The sequence below is a fragment of the Vreelandella hamiltonii genome (assembly GCF_014651775.1).
GTDB classification, from domain to species: Bacteria; Pseudomonadota; Gammaproteobacteria; order Pseudomonadales; family Halomonadaceae; genus Vreelandella; species Vreelandella hamiltonii.
In genome coordinates this window covers 191,070-206,255 of record NZ_BMXN01000004.1, presented here as the reverse complement: position 1 = coordinate 206,255, position 15,186 = coordinate 191,070, and the positions used below count along the sequence as shown (strand labels likewise).

13 protein-coding genes and 1 tRNA gene are annotated in these 15,186 nt (G+C 64.5%); 4 read left to right on the top strand and 10 right to left on the bottom strand.

Going from position 1 to position 15,186, the window contains the following annotated elements; translation table 11 throughout:
- Window positions 1-29 precede the first annotated feature (29 nt).
- On the bottom strand, window positions 30-1,379 hold the full coding sequence (locus IE091_RS05550) for a Glu/Leu/Phe/Val family dehydrogenase (protein ID WP_229800765.1): 1,350 nt from the start codon (window positions 1,377-1,379) through the stop codon (window positions 30-32).
- A gap of 198 nt (window positions 1,380-1,577) precedes the next feature.
- On the opposite strand from IE091_RS05550, the gene IE091_RS05545 reads away from it, so the two are divergent.
- Entirely contained in the window at window positions 1,578-2,891 is a 1,314-nt protein-coding gene (locus IE091_RS05545; protein WP_189462997.1) for a ferredoxin reductase family protein, read from the top strand.
- A gap of 102 nt (window positions 2,892-2,993) precedes the next feature.
- Window positions 2,994-4,016 carry a DUF1853 family protein gene (locus IE091_RS05540; RefSeq protein WP_189462996.1) on the top strand — a complete coding sequence of 341 codons (1,023 nt, stop codon included), beginning with the start codon at window positions 2,994-2,996 and terminating at the stop codon, window positions 4,014-4,016.
- Here IE091_RS05540 and proB read toward each other — a convergent pair.
- The 4 genes from proB to rplU form a co-directional block, all read right to left on the bottom strand.
- Window positions 3,989-5,149, bottom strand: a complete 1,161-nt coding sequence (gene proB / locus IE091_RS05535) for a glutamate 5-kinase (protein WP_229800769.1) — start codon at window positions 5,147-5,149, stop codon at window positions 3,989-3,991. The two genes, IE091_RS05540 and proB, sit on opposite strands and share 28 nt — an antisense overlap.
- Window positions 5,150-5,188: 39 nt before the next feature.
- The gene (cgtA, locus tag IE091_RS05530) at window positions 5,189-6,379 is read right to left on the bottom strand and encodes an Obg family GTPase CgtA (protein WP_039183193.1); all 1,191 of its coding nucleotides are present in this window, start codon (window positions 6,377-6,379) and stop codon (window positions 5,189-5,191) included.
- A gap of 139 nt (window positions 6,380-6,518) precedes the next feature.
- Window positions 6,519-6,776, bottom strand: coding sequence for a 50S ribosomal protein L27 (rpmA, locus tag IE091_RS05525; protein WP_139527922.1), 258 nt, complete (start codon window positions 6,774-6,776; stop codon window positions 6,519-6,521).
- 30 nt (window positions 6,777-6,806) lie between these two features.
- On the bottom strand, window positions 6,807-7,118 hold the full coding sequence (rplU, locus tag IE091_RS05520) for a 50S ribosomal protein L21 (protein WP_016915863.1): 312 nt from the start codon (window positions 7,116-7,118) through the stop codon (window positions 6,807-6,809).
- Window positions 7,119-7,403: 285 nt separating this feature from the next.
- Here rplU and ispB point away from each other — a divergent pair, with 285 nt between their 5' ends.
- Window positions 7,404-8,408 carry an octaprenyl diphosphate synthase gene (gene ispB, locus IE091_RS05515; protein ID WP_039183196.1) on the top strand — a complete coding sequence of 335 codons (1,005 nt, stop codon included), beginning with the start codon at window positions 7,404-7,406 and terminating at the stop codon, window positions 8,406-8,408.
- Between the two features lie 89 nt (window positions 8,409-8,497).
- A tRNA-Pro gene (locus IE091_RS05510) sits at window positions 8,498-8,574 on the top strand.
- Window positions 8,575-8,657: 83 nt separating this feature from the next.
- On the opposite strand, the gene IE091_RS18425 is transcribed toward IE091_RS05510, so the two are convergent.
- The 5 genes from IE091_RS18425 to IE091_RS05490 are packed head-to-tail and all read right to left on the bottom strand — an operon-like array spanning window position 8,658 to window position 15,183.
- Window positions 8,658-9,047, bottom strand: a complete 390-nt coding sequence (locus IE091_RS18425) for an endonuclease/exonuclease/phosphatase family protein (protein ID WP_229800764.1) — start codon at window positions 9,045-9,047, stop codon at window positions 8,658-8,660.
- Complete coding sequence (locus IE091_RS05505) at window positions 8,986-10,383, bottom strand: ExeM/NucH family extracellular endonuclease (RefSeq protein WP_229800763.1); 1,398 nt, start codon at window positions 10,381-10,383, stop codon at window positions 8,986-8,988. The genes IE091_RS18425 and IE091_RS05505 overlap by 62 nt, the downstream gene beginning before the upstream one ends.
- A gap of 28 nt (window positions 10,384-10,411) precedes the next feature.
- Window positions 10,412-11,191: a sulfite exporter TauE/SafE family protein gene (locus IE091_RS05500; protein WP_144984347.1), complete on the bottom strand. Its 780-nt coding sequence runs from the start codon at window positions 11,189-11,191 to the stop codon at window positions 10,412-10,414.
- A 48-nt stretch (window positions 11,192-11,239) separates the two neighbouring features.
- A complete protein-coding gene (locus tag IE091_RS05495; RefSeq protein ID WP_189462995.1) occupies window positions 11,240-13,507 on the bottom strand; it encodes an ATP-dependent DNA helicase in 2,268 nt (755 codons plus the stop codon).
- Window positions 13,504-15,183, bottom strand: a complete 1,680-nt coding sequence (locus IE091_RS05490; RefSeq protein WP_189462994.1) for a VRR-NUC domain-containing protein — start codon at window positions 15,181-15,183, stop codon at window positions 13,504-13,506. Before IE091_RS05490 ends, IE091_RS05495 begins: the two co-directional genes overlap by 4 nt.
- Between the last annotated feature and the right edge of the window lie 3 nt (window positions 15,184-15,186).

The following is a 15,186-nucleotide window of genomic DNA, read 5'->3' as shown; positions in this document are numbered from 1 at the left end:
TGGCGTCATGATGCCATCGACACCGTGGACTAGCGGCAGTCCTGGCAGTTGCCGCGGGCCATGATCGCCTCGGCAATCCGCTCGATGCCCTGACAGTACGCCGCGTGACGAAACGACACCTGCTCTTGCTCGGCCCGCTTCAGTACCTGGCTTGCCTCGCGCTCCAGCAGGGTATTCAGCCGCTCGTTGACCTGCTCTTCACTCCACTTTTCACCGGCACGATTCTGCAACCACTCGAAGTAGCTGACCACGACTCCGCCGGTATTGACCAGTACGTCGGGCAGCACGTCCACGTCGCGCTTTTCGAGTGCCCGGTCGGCGTCACTGGTCAGCGGGCCGTTGGCGATCTCCAGGATGGCGCCTGCCTGCACCTCGGCCACGTTGTCGCCATGCACCTGATTCTCCAGCGCGGCCAGGGCCAGCACATCCACCTCCAGCGCCAGCAGCTGCTCGCCACTCAGGGCTTTCCCCTGCTGACTCTTCGACAGCTTGCCGTGGGACTGCTTGTCCTTTTTCAGCGCTTCGATGTCCAGACCGTCCGCCGCATAGCGGCCTCCGCTGGAGTCGGAAACCGCGACCACGCGGTACCCTTCGGCACGGGCCAAGCGGGCAAAGTGGTACGCGGCGTTGCCGAAGCCCTGCACCGCCACGGTGGTCTCTTCCGGCGCCCGCTCGCGCTGCGCCGCCCACAGGTCGAGCACCTTGAGCGCGCCACGGCCAGTGGCTTCCACCCGGCCTGGCGAGCCTCCTAGCGGCAGCGGTTTGCCCGTGATGGCGGCTGGCGCCTGGGCGCGCAGGATGTGCTCGTACTCATCGATCATCCAGCCCATCACCGTGGCATCGGTATTCACGTCCGGTGCGGGTATGTCGCGGTCTGGCCCCATGATGTCGGCGATGGCGCGGATATAGCCTCGCGCCAGCCGCTCTCGCTCCAGCGACGACAGCGACTTGGCATCCACCTGAACGCCGCCCTTGCCGCCGCCGTAAGGCAGGTTGACCACCGCGCACTTCACCGCCATCCAGAAGCTCAGCGTGGTGACTTCATGCTGGTTCACGTCCGGGTGGAAGCGAACCCCGCCCTTGGCAGGCCCCAGGCTGGTGTCGTACTGCACGCGCCAGGCAGGAAACGCCTTCAGGCTGCCATCATCCATCCGCACCGGCACGCTGACCTGCAAGGAGAGGCTGGGTTGCATCAATCGCGCCTGGGCATCCGGGTGAATCTTCAGCGCCTCGAACACGGCCACCAGCCGCGAACGGGCATCTTCAAACAGGGCAGCCCCGGTATCGGGGGTCAGCTGCTGTGGCGCCTTGGCAGCCGCCGAGGACGCTGTAGAGTCGGACTTGCTCGGCTGGCGTTTCTTCGATTTTCCTTTGCCCATCATGCTGCTCCTGTCGGGTGAATGCTGGCGCTATCGGCCATACTGACTCTCGATGGCCACTTCAGTCAGCGTAGCAGCTCCTGCCGCGTTGGCGGCCAGACTTGCGAAATGCCCGGTTTTTCCCACACTTGGACAAGCTACCCACAGGAAGACGGGGCAATACTCGCCATTCGCAAGGACGCACAAGGAGAAGCATTCGTGAACCACGTCATCCGCCAAGCGCTGCTTTGGGTCACTCTCTACATGGTACTGGCATTACTGCCGGTGAGCTGGCTGCTGGTGTCGCCGCCAGCTCCACGCAGCGCCTTGGCCGAGGCAGGCGTATTGCTGGGCGCGCTGGCGCTGAGCATCATGGCGCTGCAAGCGCTGATTTCAGGCCGTCACGGCTTTGGCAATCGCGCAGGGTTCGACAACGTGCTGCAGTTTCATCGCCAGCTGGGGATCGGTGCCCTGCTGCTGGTACTGGCGCATCCCACGCTGACATTCATCGCCGAGCCCAGCCTGCTGCACTATCTCGACCCCCGCGAGGACACCCTCCGCGCCCTGGCCCTGATGGCCCTGCTGCTGGCCAGCCTGACCCTGGTGGTCACCTCGCTATGGCGCAAGCGGCTGGGGTTGAGTTACGAGACATGGCGACTGCTGCATGGCGGCCTGACCGCTTTCGTGGTCATGGGCGGGCTGGGGCATGCGCTGATGGCTCAGCGCTACACCCAAGGCGTCGTCACCTCGGGCGTCTTTGCCCTGCTGCTCCTGCTGCCGCTAGGGCTGCTGGTGGAAACTCGCCTGCTGCGCCCGTGGCGGCTGCGCCGCCAGCCCTGGCGCGTGGTGGATAACCAGCTGGAGCGAGGCGATACCACGACGCTGACGCTGGAGGCAGATGGCCAGCACCAGCTGGACTTCCAGCCCGGGCAGTTTTTCTGGATCACCTTGGGCAACACCCCTTTTGCCTTGCAGCAGCACCCTTTTTCCATCGTTTCCAGCGCATCACAGCCGGGCAGGGTGGCTTTCAGTGCCAAGCGGCTGGGGGACTTCACCCGTACGCTGCCCAAGGTCAAGGCCAACACACGAGCGTTCATCGAAGGGCCATACGGCGCCTTCATTCCCAATCCCGACAATCCCCATGGCATCGTGATGCTGGCGGGCGGTATCGGTATCACCCCGTTCATCAGCATGCTGCGCAGCTTTCGTGATACAGGCAAGTCGCCCCCTATCTGGCTGATCTATGCCAACCCGACCTGGCAGGAAGCCACCTTCCGTGAGCACCTGGAAACGCTCAGCAAAGCGCTGCCCCTGACAGTGGTTCACGTGCTGTCCGACCCGCACGAAGGGTGGCAGGGCGAAACCGGCTATGTGGATGAGGCGCTGATCAAACGTGTCTTGCCGGACCTGGACCCGCGGATCGACTGTTACATTTGCGGCCCAGACCCGATGATGGATAGCGCCGAACGCGGGCTGATTGCCCACGGCATCCCGCCGACGCACATTTTTTCCGATCGCTTCGACATCGTCTGAGAGAGGTTCGCATGCTGCACCACTACGCCCGCCACCTGGGCACTGCCACGCTGGTCGTGTTGATTGCCCTGACGCTGCTGGCCCTCTGGCTACGTTGATGGCATGAGCGACGGCTGCCTGGAAGGCGTCTGGCCCCACTCGCCGCAGCGGCTGCTGCGCGACATGCTGTGGCTGCTGGCAACCCCGGACCTGGTGACGCTGGCCGAGCATCTGGCTGGCCGCCCCACCCCCGCCGAGCTGGGCCTGGCCAGCGCCGCACAGCGTCACGCCTGGCTGGCCCGCCATGCGGACCATTTTCGGCAGGATGAGTCTTCAGCCGTGCCTCGACAGACGGCTGCTCGACCGACACGTCGTGTACCGCCTCAGCGCATGGGGCATTACCATGAACGGCTGTGGCATCTGCTGCTGGACAGCGCGCCCAGCACTCGCCTGCTGGGCCACAACGTACGCATTACCCAGCGCCGCCTGACGCTGGGCGAGCTGGATATTCTCTACCGTACTCGGCAGAACCCGGCGCCCATGCACCTGGAGGTGGCCATCAAGTTTTATCTGGGGTTGCCCGAAGGGCCTGGAGAGCAGACGAGCCAGAGCCGTTGGGTCGGCCCCGGAGGGTTGGATAGTCTGGCGCTGAAGTGCCAGCACCTGCGCCAGCATCAGCTGCCGCTGTCGTGTACGCCACCTGCGCGACACTTGCTGCGCCACTGGCTCGCCCCCCGCGACAGCGGCGAAACCCTGCCCGCCTTGCAGCCCCGAGTGGCCATGCCCGGCGTCTTGTTCTACCCGTGGCACGCAACGCTGCCACCGCCGGACGGGGCAACGCCTGACCACCGGCGCGGGCTGTGGTGCTACAGGAAGGATTGGCCAGCACTGGCAGAGAGCTACGCCGACGCACCCAGCATGGCCTGGCTGGAAAAGCCTCACTGGCTGGCGCCGCCGCTGCCGGAAGCCTTCGATGCACTGGCGCTACAAACGGCCAGCGTGATGCCGCTGATCGACCGCTACGGGCCTCAGCAGGTGATGCTCAGCCACCCGGCTCACCCCCCGTTGCGGGTGATGATCGTGCCGGACGGCTGGCCACAGCAAATACCGCTGCCGCCTTACACCACCACCAGATTATCGCGATGAATCAGCTCGTGGGACTCCACATAGCCAAGGATGGCCTCGATCTGGTGGCTGGGCTGGCCCGCCAGCTGGCGTGCCTCATCGGCACCGTAGTTGACCAGCCCCTTGGCGACCCGCGCGCCCTGTTCGTCCACACACAGCACCATGTCGCCGCGTCTGAAGCTGCCCTGTACGTCCCGCACGCCCACGGCCAGCAGGCTGGAGCCTTTGCCGCGCAGCACGTTGACCGCACCGGCATCCAGCACCAGCGTACCGCGTACCTGTAGCTGCCCTGCCAGCCAGCGCTTGCGGGCCGCCATGGGCGCCTGGTTCGGGCGCAGCAGCGTGCCCAGCGGTTCGCCCTGCACGATACGGGTGATCACCTCAGGCTGACGGCCGCTGGCGATCACCGTTACCGCGCCGGAACGCGCCGCCAGCTGCGCGGCACGCACCTTGGTGCTCATGCCCCCTCGGCCCAGCGCGCCGCCGCTGCCTGCCACGGCGGCCAGCCGTGGGTCATCGGCACGGCCTTCGGCAATCAATCGAGCGTCAGGATGATGGCGCGGGTCGGCATCGAACAGGCCCTCCTGATCGGTGAGCAGCAGCAGCGCATCGGCTTCGAGCAGGTTGGCCACCAGCGCGCCCAGGGTGTCGTTATCGCCAAAGCGGATCTCGTCGGTGACGACGGTATCGTTTTCGTTGATCACCGGCACTACGCGCATCTCGACCAGGGTGCGCAGCGCCGACAGTGCGTTCAGGTAGCGCTTGCGGTTGGAGAGGTCGTCGTGGGTGAGCAGAATTTGCGCGGTGAGCATGCCGTGGCGAGCAAAGTGCTGCTCGTAACACTGGGTGAGCCCGTTCTGCCCCACGGCCGCCGCTGCCTGCAGTTCATGCACGGCGCTGGGGCGTGCCTGCCACCCCAGGCGTACCATGCCTGCCGCCACGGCTCCCGAAGAGACCAGCACCACTTCGATACCCTGCTGGTGCAGGGCAGCAATTTGATCCACCCAGCCGCCAATGGCCGCTTCATCCAGCCCGCGACCATCGTTGGTGAGCAGCGCGCTGCCAATCTTGACCACTATCCGGCGGGCGCTACTCAGCGCCTCACGGCCCGGCAACTGCTCGTTGTGTTCCACGTCGCGACTCTCCCACGCCATTGCGCTCACGCGATTCATCCTGGTCGGCACGCCTGCCGTTTACGGGGCGTACTCTACTTCGACATCGTAATCATCGTCGTCGAAATCGTCATCGTCTTCTTCGTCATCGCGCTTGCGGCGACGGCCAAGGCGCGCTTCGGTACGGGCCACCGACTCCTCTTCCATGCGGCGACGCATCTCCTGCTCGCGGGCATGGGCCTCTTCGTCTTCGTTTTCCAGACGCTGCTGCTCGGTGAGCCAGCGGTACGCCGCCTGCACCAGCTTGTCGGTGCCTTCGCTGCTGATCGCCGAAATACGGAACACCGGGCCTTCCCAGTTCAACGCATCGATGATCGCCTGGGCCCGCGCTTCGCGCTCCTCTTCCGGCAGCAGGTCGAACTTGTTCAGCACCAGCCAGCGCGGCCGCTCGGAGAGCGCCGGTGAGAACTGGCCCAGCTCGTGCACGATGGCCTGGGCAGCGTCGACCGGATCGGACTCGTCGAACGGCGCCACATCGACCACGTGGAACAGCAGCCGCGTACGGGTCAGGTGCTTCAGAAAACGCAGCCCCAGGCCTGCGCCGTCAGAGGCGCCTTCGATCAGCCCCGGTACATCGGCCATCACGAAGTGCTCGTGCATGCCCAGCTTCACCACGCCCAGGTTCGGCACCAGGGTGGTGAAGGGGTAGTTGGCCACCTTCGGCTTGGCCGCCGACACCGAACGAATCAGCGTCGACTTGCCAGCATTGGGCATGCCCAGCAGGCCCACATCCGCCATCACCTTCATTTCCAGGCGCAAATTGCGGCGGTCGCCTTCGGTACCCGGCGTGGTGCGGCGCGGTGCGCGGTTGGTGGAGGATTTGAAGTGGATGTTACCCAGGCCACGACGACCACCGGCCGCCACCAGCACGACCTGCCCGATCTCGGTCACATCGGCGATCACTTCGAGGGTGTCCTCGTCGATCACTGTGGTGCCCACCGGCACCTTGACGTGCAGGTCTTCACCAGCCTTGCCGCTCATCTGGCGACCCATGCCGCCCTGGCCGTTCTCGGCCTTGTAGAAGCGCTGAAACTTGAAATCGATCAAGGTATTCAGCGAATCGTCACCAATCAGATAAACGCTGCCCCCGTGGCCACCATCACCACCGTCCGGGCCACCCTTGGGCACATATTTCTCGCGGCGAAAGCTCAGACAGCCATTGCCGCCTTTACCTGCCTCAACAATGATCGAGGCTTCATCGACGAACTGCATTGGATTCTCCCGGCCGCTTCCGCCGCCCTGACTGCATCACCCTGTTCCCGGTACGGGCAAAAGGGCTTGAAAAGACAAAAAAGCCCCGCCATGGCGGGGCTTTTCTTTCGTCATCTTCGCACTGCGCAACCTAAGTTGCTTAGGCAGAAACGATGCTGACGAATTTACGGTTCTTCGGACCTTTGGTCTCGAACTTCACGACGCCATCGTTCAGTGCGAACAGCGTGTAGTCACGACCAACGCCCACGCCAGTGCCGGCGTGGAAACGCGTGCCGCGCTGACGAACGATGATGTTACCAGCGGTTGCCGCTTGGCCACCGTACAGTTTCACACCAAGGCGTTTGGATTCGGAATCGCGACCGTTACGCGTGGAGCCGGCTGCCTTTTTATGTGCCATTGCAAAATCCTCCTAAAGGGAATTGGCTGCTTACGCAGAAATTCCGGTAATTTTGACTTCAGTGAACCACTGGCGGTGGCCCTGACGCTTCATGTGGTGCTTCCGGCGGCGGAACTTGATGATGGTGACTTTGTCGCCACGGCCGTGGGAAACGATTTCGGCGGAAACTTTGGCACCGCTGATGAAAGGTGCGCCAATGTTCACGTCGTCGCCGTCTGCAACCAGCAGCACTTCATCGAATTCAATCGTTTCGCCGGTCGCGACTTCGATTTTTTCGAGCTTGAGGGTCTGACCTTCTTGAACGCGGTACTGTTTGCCACCGCTTTTGATAACTGCGTACATGTCGCTCTCCGGACTTGTCGTTAATGCCAGTTACGCCCCGCGTAACCAACGCTCATCGCCTTCCGCTCTTATCGACCTGCTGCGAGTGGCGCCTCTTTTGGCAGCCATCTGACAGGGAGCATGATGAGTGGGTCGCGGATTATAACGACTATCGCGCTTTACCACAAGGCCACCGGGGCTTGTCAATCACCCCGCCGCCCGCCCGGCGCCGCTATGCCTTGACGCCTCACAGGCAGCCCCATAGCATGACCCCCACTCTCTTACCTGCCGCGATGAACGGAACCCATGACAGCCAACGTCTCCTCAACCCCGCCTGCCAGCCCTTCGCCTTCACCGCTGCACGCCGTGGTGGCCGACGATTTTGAGGCCGTCAACCGCACCATTGTGACGCAGTTGAATTCTCGCGTGCCGCTGGTGGAAACCATCGGCCAGTACATCATCGAAAGCGGCGGCAAACGCCTGCGCCCGCTGCTGGTACTGCTGGCAGCGCGCTCGCTGGGCTACGAGGGCGACAAGCACATCACCCTCGCCACGCTGATCGAGTTCATGCACACCTCGACCCTGCTGCATGACGACGTGGTGGACGAGTCGCACATGCGCCGTGGCAAGAAAACCGCCAACGACGCCTGGGGCAATGCGCCCTCGGTGCTGGTAGGCGATTTCCTCTACTCCCGCTCGTTCCAGATGATGGTCGATGTCGGCTCCATGCGCATCATGGCGATCCTCTCCGGCGCGACCTGTGTCATCGCAGAAGGCGAAGTCCTCCAGTTGACCAACATCGGCAACCCGAGCATCTCGGAAGCCGACTACTTCGAGACCATTCAGGGCAAAACCGCCATGCTGTTCGAAGCCGCTTCCCACAGCGGCGCGGTGCTGGCCGATGCCACCCCAGAGCAGGAGCGCGCGCTGCAGTACTACGGCCGCTATCTCGGCCTGGCCTTCCAGCTCATCGACGACCTGCTGGACTACCAGGGCGACGCCGACGCCATGGGCAAGAACGTAGGCGACGATCTGGCCGAGGGCAAACCGACCCTGCCGCTGATCCACGCCATGGAGCGCGGCACCCCCGAACAGGCCAAGCTGATCCGCCAGGTGATTCGCAAAGGCGGCCTGGAGCAACTGGACGAAGTGCTGGAGATCATTCACGCCACCGGCGCTCTCACCTACACCCGCGACCGCGCCGTCGAGATGGCCGACAAGGCCCTGGCCGAGCTGAACGCGCTGCCCGAAAGCCCCTTCCGCGACAGCATGGCCCAGCTGGCCCGCCTCGCCGTGGAGCGTCAGGCCTGACCGGCGCCCGACAAGCGCAAAAGGGGCTTGAAAAAAGCCCCTGAACTACGTATGATGCGTCCCGTTGTTAAGCACGCCTTGGCAACCCTCGGAATATAGCTCAGCTTGGTAGAGCGCTGCCTTCGGGAGGCAGAGGTCGTAGGTTCGAATCCTGCTATTCCGACCAAGAATTCAACGAAAACGGCCACTTAGCTCTTAGAGCAAGTGGCCGTTTTTGTTTTTGCGCCCCTCATCAGCGCCCGCCACGTTTCATGGCCATACCAGGTCCACCGCGATGGGGTCGTGGTCTGACGAGCGAAACGGGTTGGGCGGGGTGTCGTCCGGCTGTTGGTCGTAGCTCAAAAAACGCGGCTCGTCGGCGTTGATGGGCCAGGTATGCACCTGCTGCACGGCCTCGGCCAGTTCAGCGCTGGCCAGGGCGTGGTCGAGATACCCGGACTCACCGCGAAACACGTAGGTGTAACGGCGCTCGGCGGGGAGATGACGCGCGATCAGGTCGGTCATGCCTGCATGTACCAAAGTGCGGATCGGATCTTCGGCACCGTAGGCATTGAGGTCCCCCAGTAGCAGCAAACGCTCATGGCCCGCTTCCTCGCGCAAGGTGTAGAAAGCGCTGGGTGGCCTGCGCCTGAGCAACACGCCGCTCGTTCCAGCAGCCTTGGCCACGGTCGATATCCCCCTGCGCAGGGCAGCCGGATTTGGCCTTGAAGTGCGCGGTCACCACCCCTACCTCTGGCCCTCCTCGCACACTGCGGAAGAAGCCGGCCAGCGGCGGTCGGTCGTGGGCATCGGCACGGTCGATATGCAGGGCTCCCAGAGCCTCCACGCGGTCCGGCCGATAGAGCAACGCCACCCGAATGGCGTCCGTTCCATGACGCTCGGGCTCGCCCACCGGGTGGTAGCGAATCCCCGTGCGCTGGTGCAACTGCTCGACCAGATCGGTCAACGCGTCGGGGCGGTTCTCTATTTCGATCAGCGCCAGGATATCCGCCTCCAGCCCCGCGATGGCCGCTGCCAGCTTGCCGCGCTGGCGCTCCAGCGCGGGCGCATTGGCGGCGCCACGCTCCCCCAGGGTGATGAAGTAGTTCTCGACGTTGAAGGTAGCCACCCGCAGGGCATCCCCCGGTGCTTCCAGCGGGCCAGGGCGAGGGTTGCTGTCGGTGAACGTGACCGCTTGCGTGGGGTGCAGACGGTAGTCGCCAAAGGCGTGGGTGAGCACCCCGGTCAGCCCGTCGAGGGTGCTGCCTACGCGGCGCGTCCCCTGCTCGTTCAGATAGGGCACGGGGTCGGGGTTCGTGCGGTAGCTGCCATCGTCCAGCAGCAGTGGCGCAGGCGAAGGAGCTGCCTGAGCGGCACTATGGGTCGGCCGAAAGCGTCGCTCGCTGGCCAGCGCCAGCGTGCCGTAACGGCCCAGATCATGGTTATCGGTGACCGTCAGCGGCTCAGGGAAAGTGACCAATAGCGCCTCCATGGCGTCCAGCGAGGCCGCGTCCTTGGGCCAGGATAACGCAATGGGCTCGGGCAGCTCGCCTGCGATGTCACAGGTCACCAGCTGAGTGACACGCTGCAGCTGGGGGTTGCCGCGAAAGCTTCCTGTACGCGCCTGTAGCTGAAGATGCTGGCCCGCCACTACCTGCGCAGCCTTGTGCTCGGCCAGCTCCGGCGCATACACGAATATGCCTACCGGGCCCTGCTCGGTGGTTTGCTGCAGGTAGAACCCGCTGAGGTGCTCGCGCCCCAGAAACTCCCCGGTCACGACGCCATCGATGGTCACACGCTGGCCTTCGGCGAGGGCAGACTGCTCGCCAATGCCTTTGATGTGCGCCAGGTCCGTGGTGGACGCTGCCGGGCAGCTGGCCATGGCAGGCAACGCCAGTGGCAGCACGAGCCACACGATGCAGTGGGTCGCTCGCCGAAGGGATCTGTGCAGCTGGCCTGCGCGTTGCAGGTTGGCCAGCGCGTCGATGAATCTCATGCGACCAACGCTCCTCTTGAAAGGTTATTCAGCCTGGCATGCTCAGCAAGCCCACCACGCTGACCAGAATCAGCACCGCCCCCAGCACCCGAAAGAACAGCCCGGTATCGGCATGGAGCAGGTAACGGTGCGCCTTTTCGCCCAGCAGGTGGCCAATGAAAGCGCACGGCAACAGCCATAGCTGATGCACCAGCTGCAGGTCGACCCCCGCCACCACGAACGACACCATCTTGATGACCACGAGGATGAACCACAGCACGAACATGGTATCGCGCAGCTGCTCCTTGGCCACATGGGCGGCAAACACCGCCACGATCAGCGGCGCGCCAATCAGCGAGGTGCCGCTGACATAGCCGCCCAGCCCCAGCAGCAGGTAATCCACGTAGCGGTGCTTGCTTTGGAACGGCTTGTTCAAGACATAGCCAATGGCGTAGATGATCACGATGCCAAAGATGATGCTGGTCATGACATGGTTGGGCAGGGTCAGCAGGCCCACCACCCCGACCAGCTTGGGGATGATCATGATCTTCAGCGCCTTGACCAGATACCCCCAATCGATATTGCTTTGCACCGCGGCTCCATTGCCCGCCTGCCGCACCTGCCGGTGCCCGTTCCAGGCAATCCAGCTGGAGAAGATCAGCAGATGAATGGCAATGATGGGCAGAAAGACCAGCGGCTCGTTGCTGACCAGCAGCAAAAACGGCAGCGCCAGCACGGCGCCACCAAAGCCCAAACTGGTGCGCACGAAGCCACTCCAGGCAAAGATCAGCCCAATGAGTACGTACTGGTACCAGAGTAGATCGGCCATGGTGCAATGCGGTCCTTGTGGTTATAGGTTAGGGGACGTGACTCAGCGTCAAGGGGTATCCAGCTGCCACCAGCGTGGCAGCAGCGCCCGTATACGCGCCTGGGAAAAGCGGTCATCCATTAATACCACAACCCCACGGTCCTCGGGGCCACGGATCACCCGGCCCGCTGCCTGCACGACCTTGACCATGCCCGGCACACGGTAGGTATAGTCGTCTCCGCGCCCAAAGCGCGCCTGTAGCCGAGCCTTCAGCGCTTCGTTGAAGTCGTTGAAGGGCGGCAAGCCCAGCGTGGCCACAAAGGCACCGATCAACCGCTCGCCGGGCAGGTCGATCCCCTCCGCGAAAGCACCCCCAAGCACTGCAAAACCGATGCCGCAGCCGCCGGGCGTAAAACGTGCCAGAAAAGCGTCGCGCTCGGCCTCCTGCATGCTGCGCGTCTGGGCAAACACGGGAATGTCCGGGTGGGCCTGGGCAAACGCAGCCAGCACCTGTTCCAGGTAGGCAAAGCTGCTGAAGAACGCCAGGTAATGCCCCGGGTGGCGCTGGTACTGCGCCGCCAGGGTAGCCACGATGGGCGCCACCGAGGCCCCGCGGTGATGGTAACGGGTGGAGATATCCGTGCGCAGCTGCACTTCCAGCTGCTGCGCCACGAAGGGAGACGCCACCTCGCGCCACACGCTGTGCTCCGGCAGCCCCAGCAGGTCACGATAGTAGTGAAAGGGCGACAGCGTGGCGGAGAACAGCACCGCGCAGTGGGCACGCTTGAAGCGCGGGCCAAGAAAATCCGCCGGGATCACATTACGCAGGCCGAGGACGGCACTGCCCTTCCCCGCGACGTCCAGGTCGCACAGCGAATGATCGCCAAACTGCTCTGCCAGGCGACAGAACGCCAGCGCCTCGAACAGCAGTTCCTGAAGCGCCTGGCTCGCCCCGTCAGGATGCTCCACCAGATAATCCGTGATCGCCCCGGCCAAGGTATGCAGTGCACCCAACAATTTGGTGGGTAGCGCATCCAGCAGGTGATAACGACGCTCCGGCGCCTGGTCTTGCACCGCCTTGTTGAGGGCCTGCCACTGCCTGCCAACGCGCGCCAAGGGCTTGGCCAGCGCCGGTGGGGAGTGGCGCCGCAGGTAGCTCAGACGCTGCTGGGAGAGCGCAGCGCTATACATGCCACGGGCACGCTCGACCAGGTTGTGGGCTTCATCCACCAGCAGGCCCACCCGCCAGTCGTTGGCCTGGGCCAGGCCGTGCAAAAGCGCGTGGCTATCGAACCAGTGATTGACATCCCCTACGGCCACATCGGCCCAGCGGGCCAGCTCCTGGCCCAGGTAGTAAGGGCACACCTGATGCGCCAGCGCCACCTCGCGCAGGGCCTCGCGGTCTAGCCAGCCATATTCCACCGCCGCCTGGCGGGCCGCGGGCAAGCGATCGTAAAAGCCTTTTGCCAGCGGGCAGGCATCGCCCTGGCACGCCGTACCGGGGTGCTCGCAGGCCTTGTCACGCGCCACCAGCTCCAGCACCCGCAGCGGCTGTGCGGGGGCCTGCAGGCTGGTGAGGGCATCCAGCGCCAGGCGGCGGCCGGGGGTTTTCATGGTCAGAAAGGCGATGCGGTCGAGCCGCTGGCGGGGCATCGCGGAGAGCATGGGAAACAGCGTGCCCAGGGTCTTGCCGATACCGGTAGGCGCCTGGGCCAGCAGGCAGCGGCCGGTGCTGGCCGCCTTGAAGACATCCTCGGCCAGTGCCCGCTGGCCGGGGCGGAAATCCGCATGGGGAAAGCTCAGCGTGGCGAGCCATGCATCGCGGCGCTCGCGGTGGGCCGCCTCCTGGTCGGCCCAGGCCAGAAAGCGCTGGCACTGGTGGGCAAAAAACGTTTCCAGCTCATCGGCGCGGGCCTCGCAGGTCAGCCGGGTTTCCTGACCGCTGGCAATCTCCAGGTACACCAGCGCCAGCGTGATATGCGCAAGGCCCCGTTCGGCACAGAGCAGCGCGCCGTACACTTTCACCTGCGCCCAGTGCAGCGCCCGTTGGTTATCCGCCATGCGCGCCAGGCTACCGCGATGGGTCTTGACCTCTTCGACACAGTTGCCCGCCACATCGAAACCATCGGCGCGGCCAGACACGCGCAGCCCCTGATACTCACCGGAGAGCGGCAGTTCGGCGAGATAACCGGGGATCTTTTCCCGCCGCTTGGCCACCAGAGCGTGCCCCTCGATGCCCTCCTGAGCACTGGGTGCGGGCGTAAAGCGGTGGTCCAGGTCACCCTGGCGGGCGGTGAAGTCACACAGGGTACGCACCGCCACGCGATAGCGGCTCATGGGTCGGGCTGCCAGCGCACGTGGCAAACCTCGACGGGCATTCCCTGGCGGCAGAAGAAGTCGATCCAGCGACGCTGGTTATCCTGCAGACGATCCCCCGGCCCTTTGACCTCGATCATCCGATAGCGCGGCTCGCCATCTGCTGCTTCCGGCATCAGCTGAATGAGGTCCGGCAGGCCTGCGCGATTGTGCTTGAGGTCCCCCAGCAGGCGGGTAAAACAGCCGCGCAGGTGCGCAGCGGGCAGGCAGTCAAGCGCCATGGTGACCAGCGGTTCGCTCAGCACTCCCCAATGCACGAAGGGGGAAGCAAGCCCCTGCTTGTCCTGCCAGGTGGCCAGAATCGTCGCGCGGTAGCGGCCATCCTCCAGCTGCGCCAGGCAGGCGTCGATCTCTGCCTGGCGCTGGCCCACGAAGTCTTCGCGATAGAGGTCCGCAGGCCCGCTGTGGAACGGGTGAAAGAACGCTCCCGGCAGCGGCTTGAAAATGACTGGCCAGAGCAGCAGGCCGAACAGCCCCGTGATCAGGCCGTTTTCCACATAGAAGACCGGCGCACTGGCGGTGGATAAGTGCTCGGCAACGGCGCGCTCCACCGGCTGCGGCCCGGGCAGCTCCAGCACGTAAGTGGGGGCATCGACGGCTTTGGCGGCCGGTGGGGCGGGCAAATTCAACTTGCGCGTCAGGCGTGGCAGCAGGCGTCCCAGCGCCTGGGCTTCGCTCTCGCCTGCCTGATCGAGCGACGCCTCGGCAAGTGCGTAAGCCTCCTGATAGCGGCCCAGGCGCTCCAGCACTCGCAGTCGACGAATGCGCGCTTCGCTGTTGCTGGACTCGGCATACAGCGCCAGGGCCAGGGCCGCCTCACCGCTGCGCTCTGCCGTGTGCCCCAGGGTCAGCAGCAGCCGCGAGCGGCGGGCGTCCAGCCAGCGGTTGCCGAAGGCAGCGGGCACGTCCGTGGCGAGCACTCCCGGCGCCTCTCCGCTCTCCAGGCGCTCGCGCAGGCGGTGCAGCGTGAGATAGGTATCGACCTCTTCGCGGCGCTGAAATGCACGCGAATCCGAAGAGAGCGGAAGCTGTTCGAAACGCTGCAAGCCAAGCTCGGTGAGCACGAATTCGGCCCAGTCCTGGCGCAGGTTGCCAAAGAACATCAGCCGCAGGCGGTCGCATAGCGCCATGATGTCGAGGCGCACGATGTTCGTGGTGGCCTCTGGCCACCACTGCTGCAGCGGGCGTGCCTCGGCAAGCTCTGGTGTCAGTGCCGCCTGAAGTTCGCGTTTGGTCGCCCTGGGGGCGATGCCCAGCTCAAGGATCATCGGTTGCAGGGCGTCGCGCAGCTCGCTGAGGCGCAGCAGCCGAAATAGCGCCTCGATGCTCAACGACGGCGTCTCGTCGACCCACCCCTGGGCCAGTAGCGGGGCCAGTGCCTGCCGGGTGTCGCCAATCTCGGGGTAGCTGAGCTTATCGATGCGGAACAGCTCGCCTTTGCGCATCACCATGCGTACCAGCAGCGCTTGAGCAGCGCGCGGCAGCTGTGACCATTGCTGGAGGGCGTGATGCTCCTCGGCACTCAGCAAATCGCCGTGACGCGACTGCACCCAATCGACCACGAAGCGGAAGTTCGCCAGGTAGTAAAAAGGGTCATCGAGGGAGGCGGTGGCCGAAACGGCATGAGCACTGTTCATGCA

Excerpts from the sequence above, each read along its gene's own strand:
- IE091_RS05550 (WP_229800765.1), bottom strand. The coding sequence starts at position 1,379 with ATGGGCAAAGGAAAATCGAAGAAACGCCAGCCGAGCAAGTCCGACTCT.
- IE091_RS05540 (WP_189462996.1), top strand. The coding sequence starts at position 2,994 with ATGAGCGACGGCTGCCTGGAAGGCGTCTGGCCCCACTCGCCGCAGCGG.
- proB (WP_229800769.1), bottom strand. The coding sequence starts at position 5,149 with ATGGCGTGGGAGAGTCGCGACGTGGAACACAACGAGCAGTTGCCGGGC.
- cgtA (WP_039183193.1), bottom strand. The coding sequence starts at position 6,379 with ATGCAGTTCGTCGATGAAGCCTCGATCATTGTTGAGGCAGGTAAAGGC.
- rpmA (WP_139527922.1), bottom strand. The coding sequence starts at position 6,776 with ATGGCACATAAAAAGGCAGCCGGCTCCACGCGTAACGGTCGCGATTCC.
- rplU (WP_016915863.1), bottom strand. The coding sequence starts at position 7,118 with ATGTACGCAGTTATCAAAAGCGGTGGCAAACAGTACCGCGTTCAAGAA.
- ispB (WP_039183196.1), top strand. The coding sequence starts at position 7,404 with ATGACAGCCAACGTCTCCTCAACCCCGCCTGCCAGCCCTTCGCCTTCA.
- IE091_RS05505 (WP_229800763.1), bottom strand. The coding sequence starts at position 10,383 with ATGAGATTCATCGACGCGCTGGCCAACCTGCAACGCGCAGGCCAGCTG.
- IE091_RS05500 (WP_144984347.1), bottom strand. The coding sequence starts at position 11,191 with ATGGCCGATCTACTCTGGTACCAGTACGTACTCATTGGGCTGATCTTT.
- IE091_RS05495 (WP_189462995.1), bottom strand. The coding sequence starts at position 13,507 with ATGAGCCGCTATCGCGTGGCGGTGCGTACCCTGTGTGACTTCACCGCC.
- IE091_RS05490 (WP_189462994.1), bottom strand. The coding sequence starts at position 15,183 with ATGAACAGTGCTCATGCCGTTTCGGCCACCGCCTCCCTCGATGACCCT.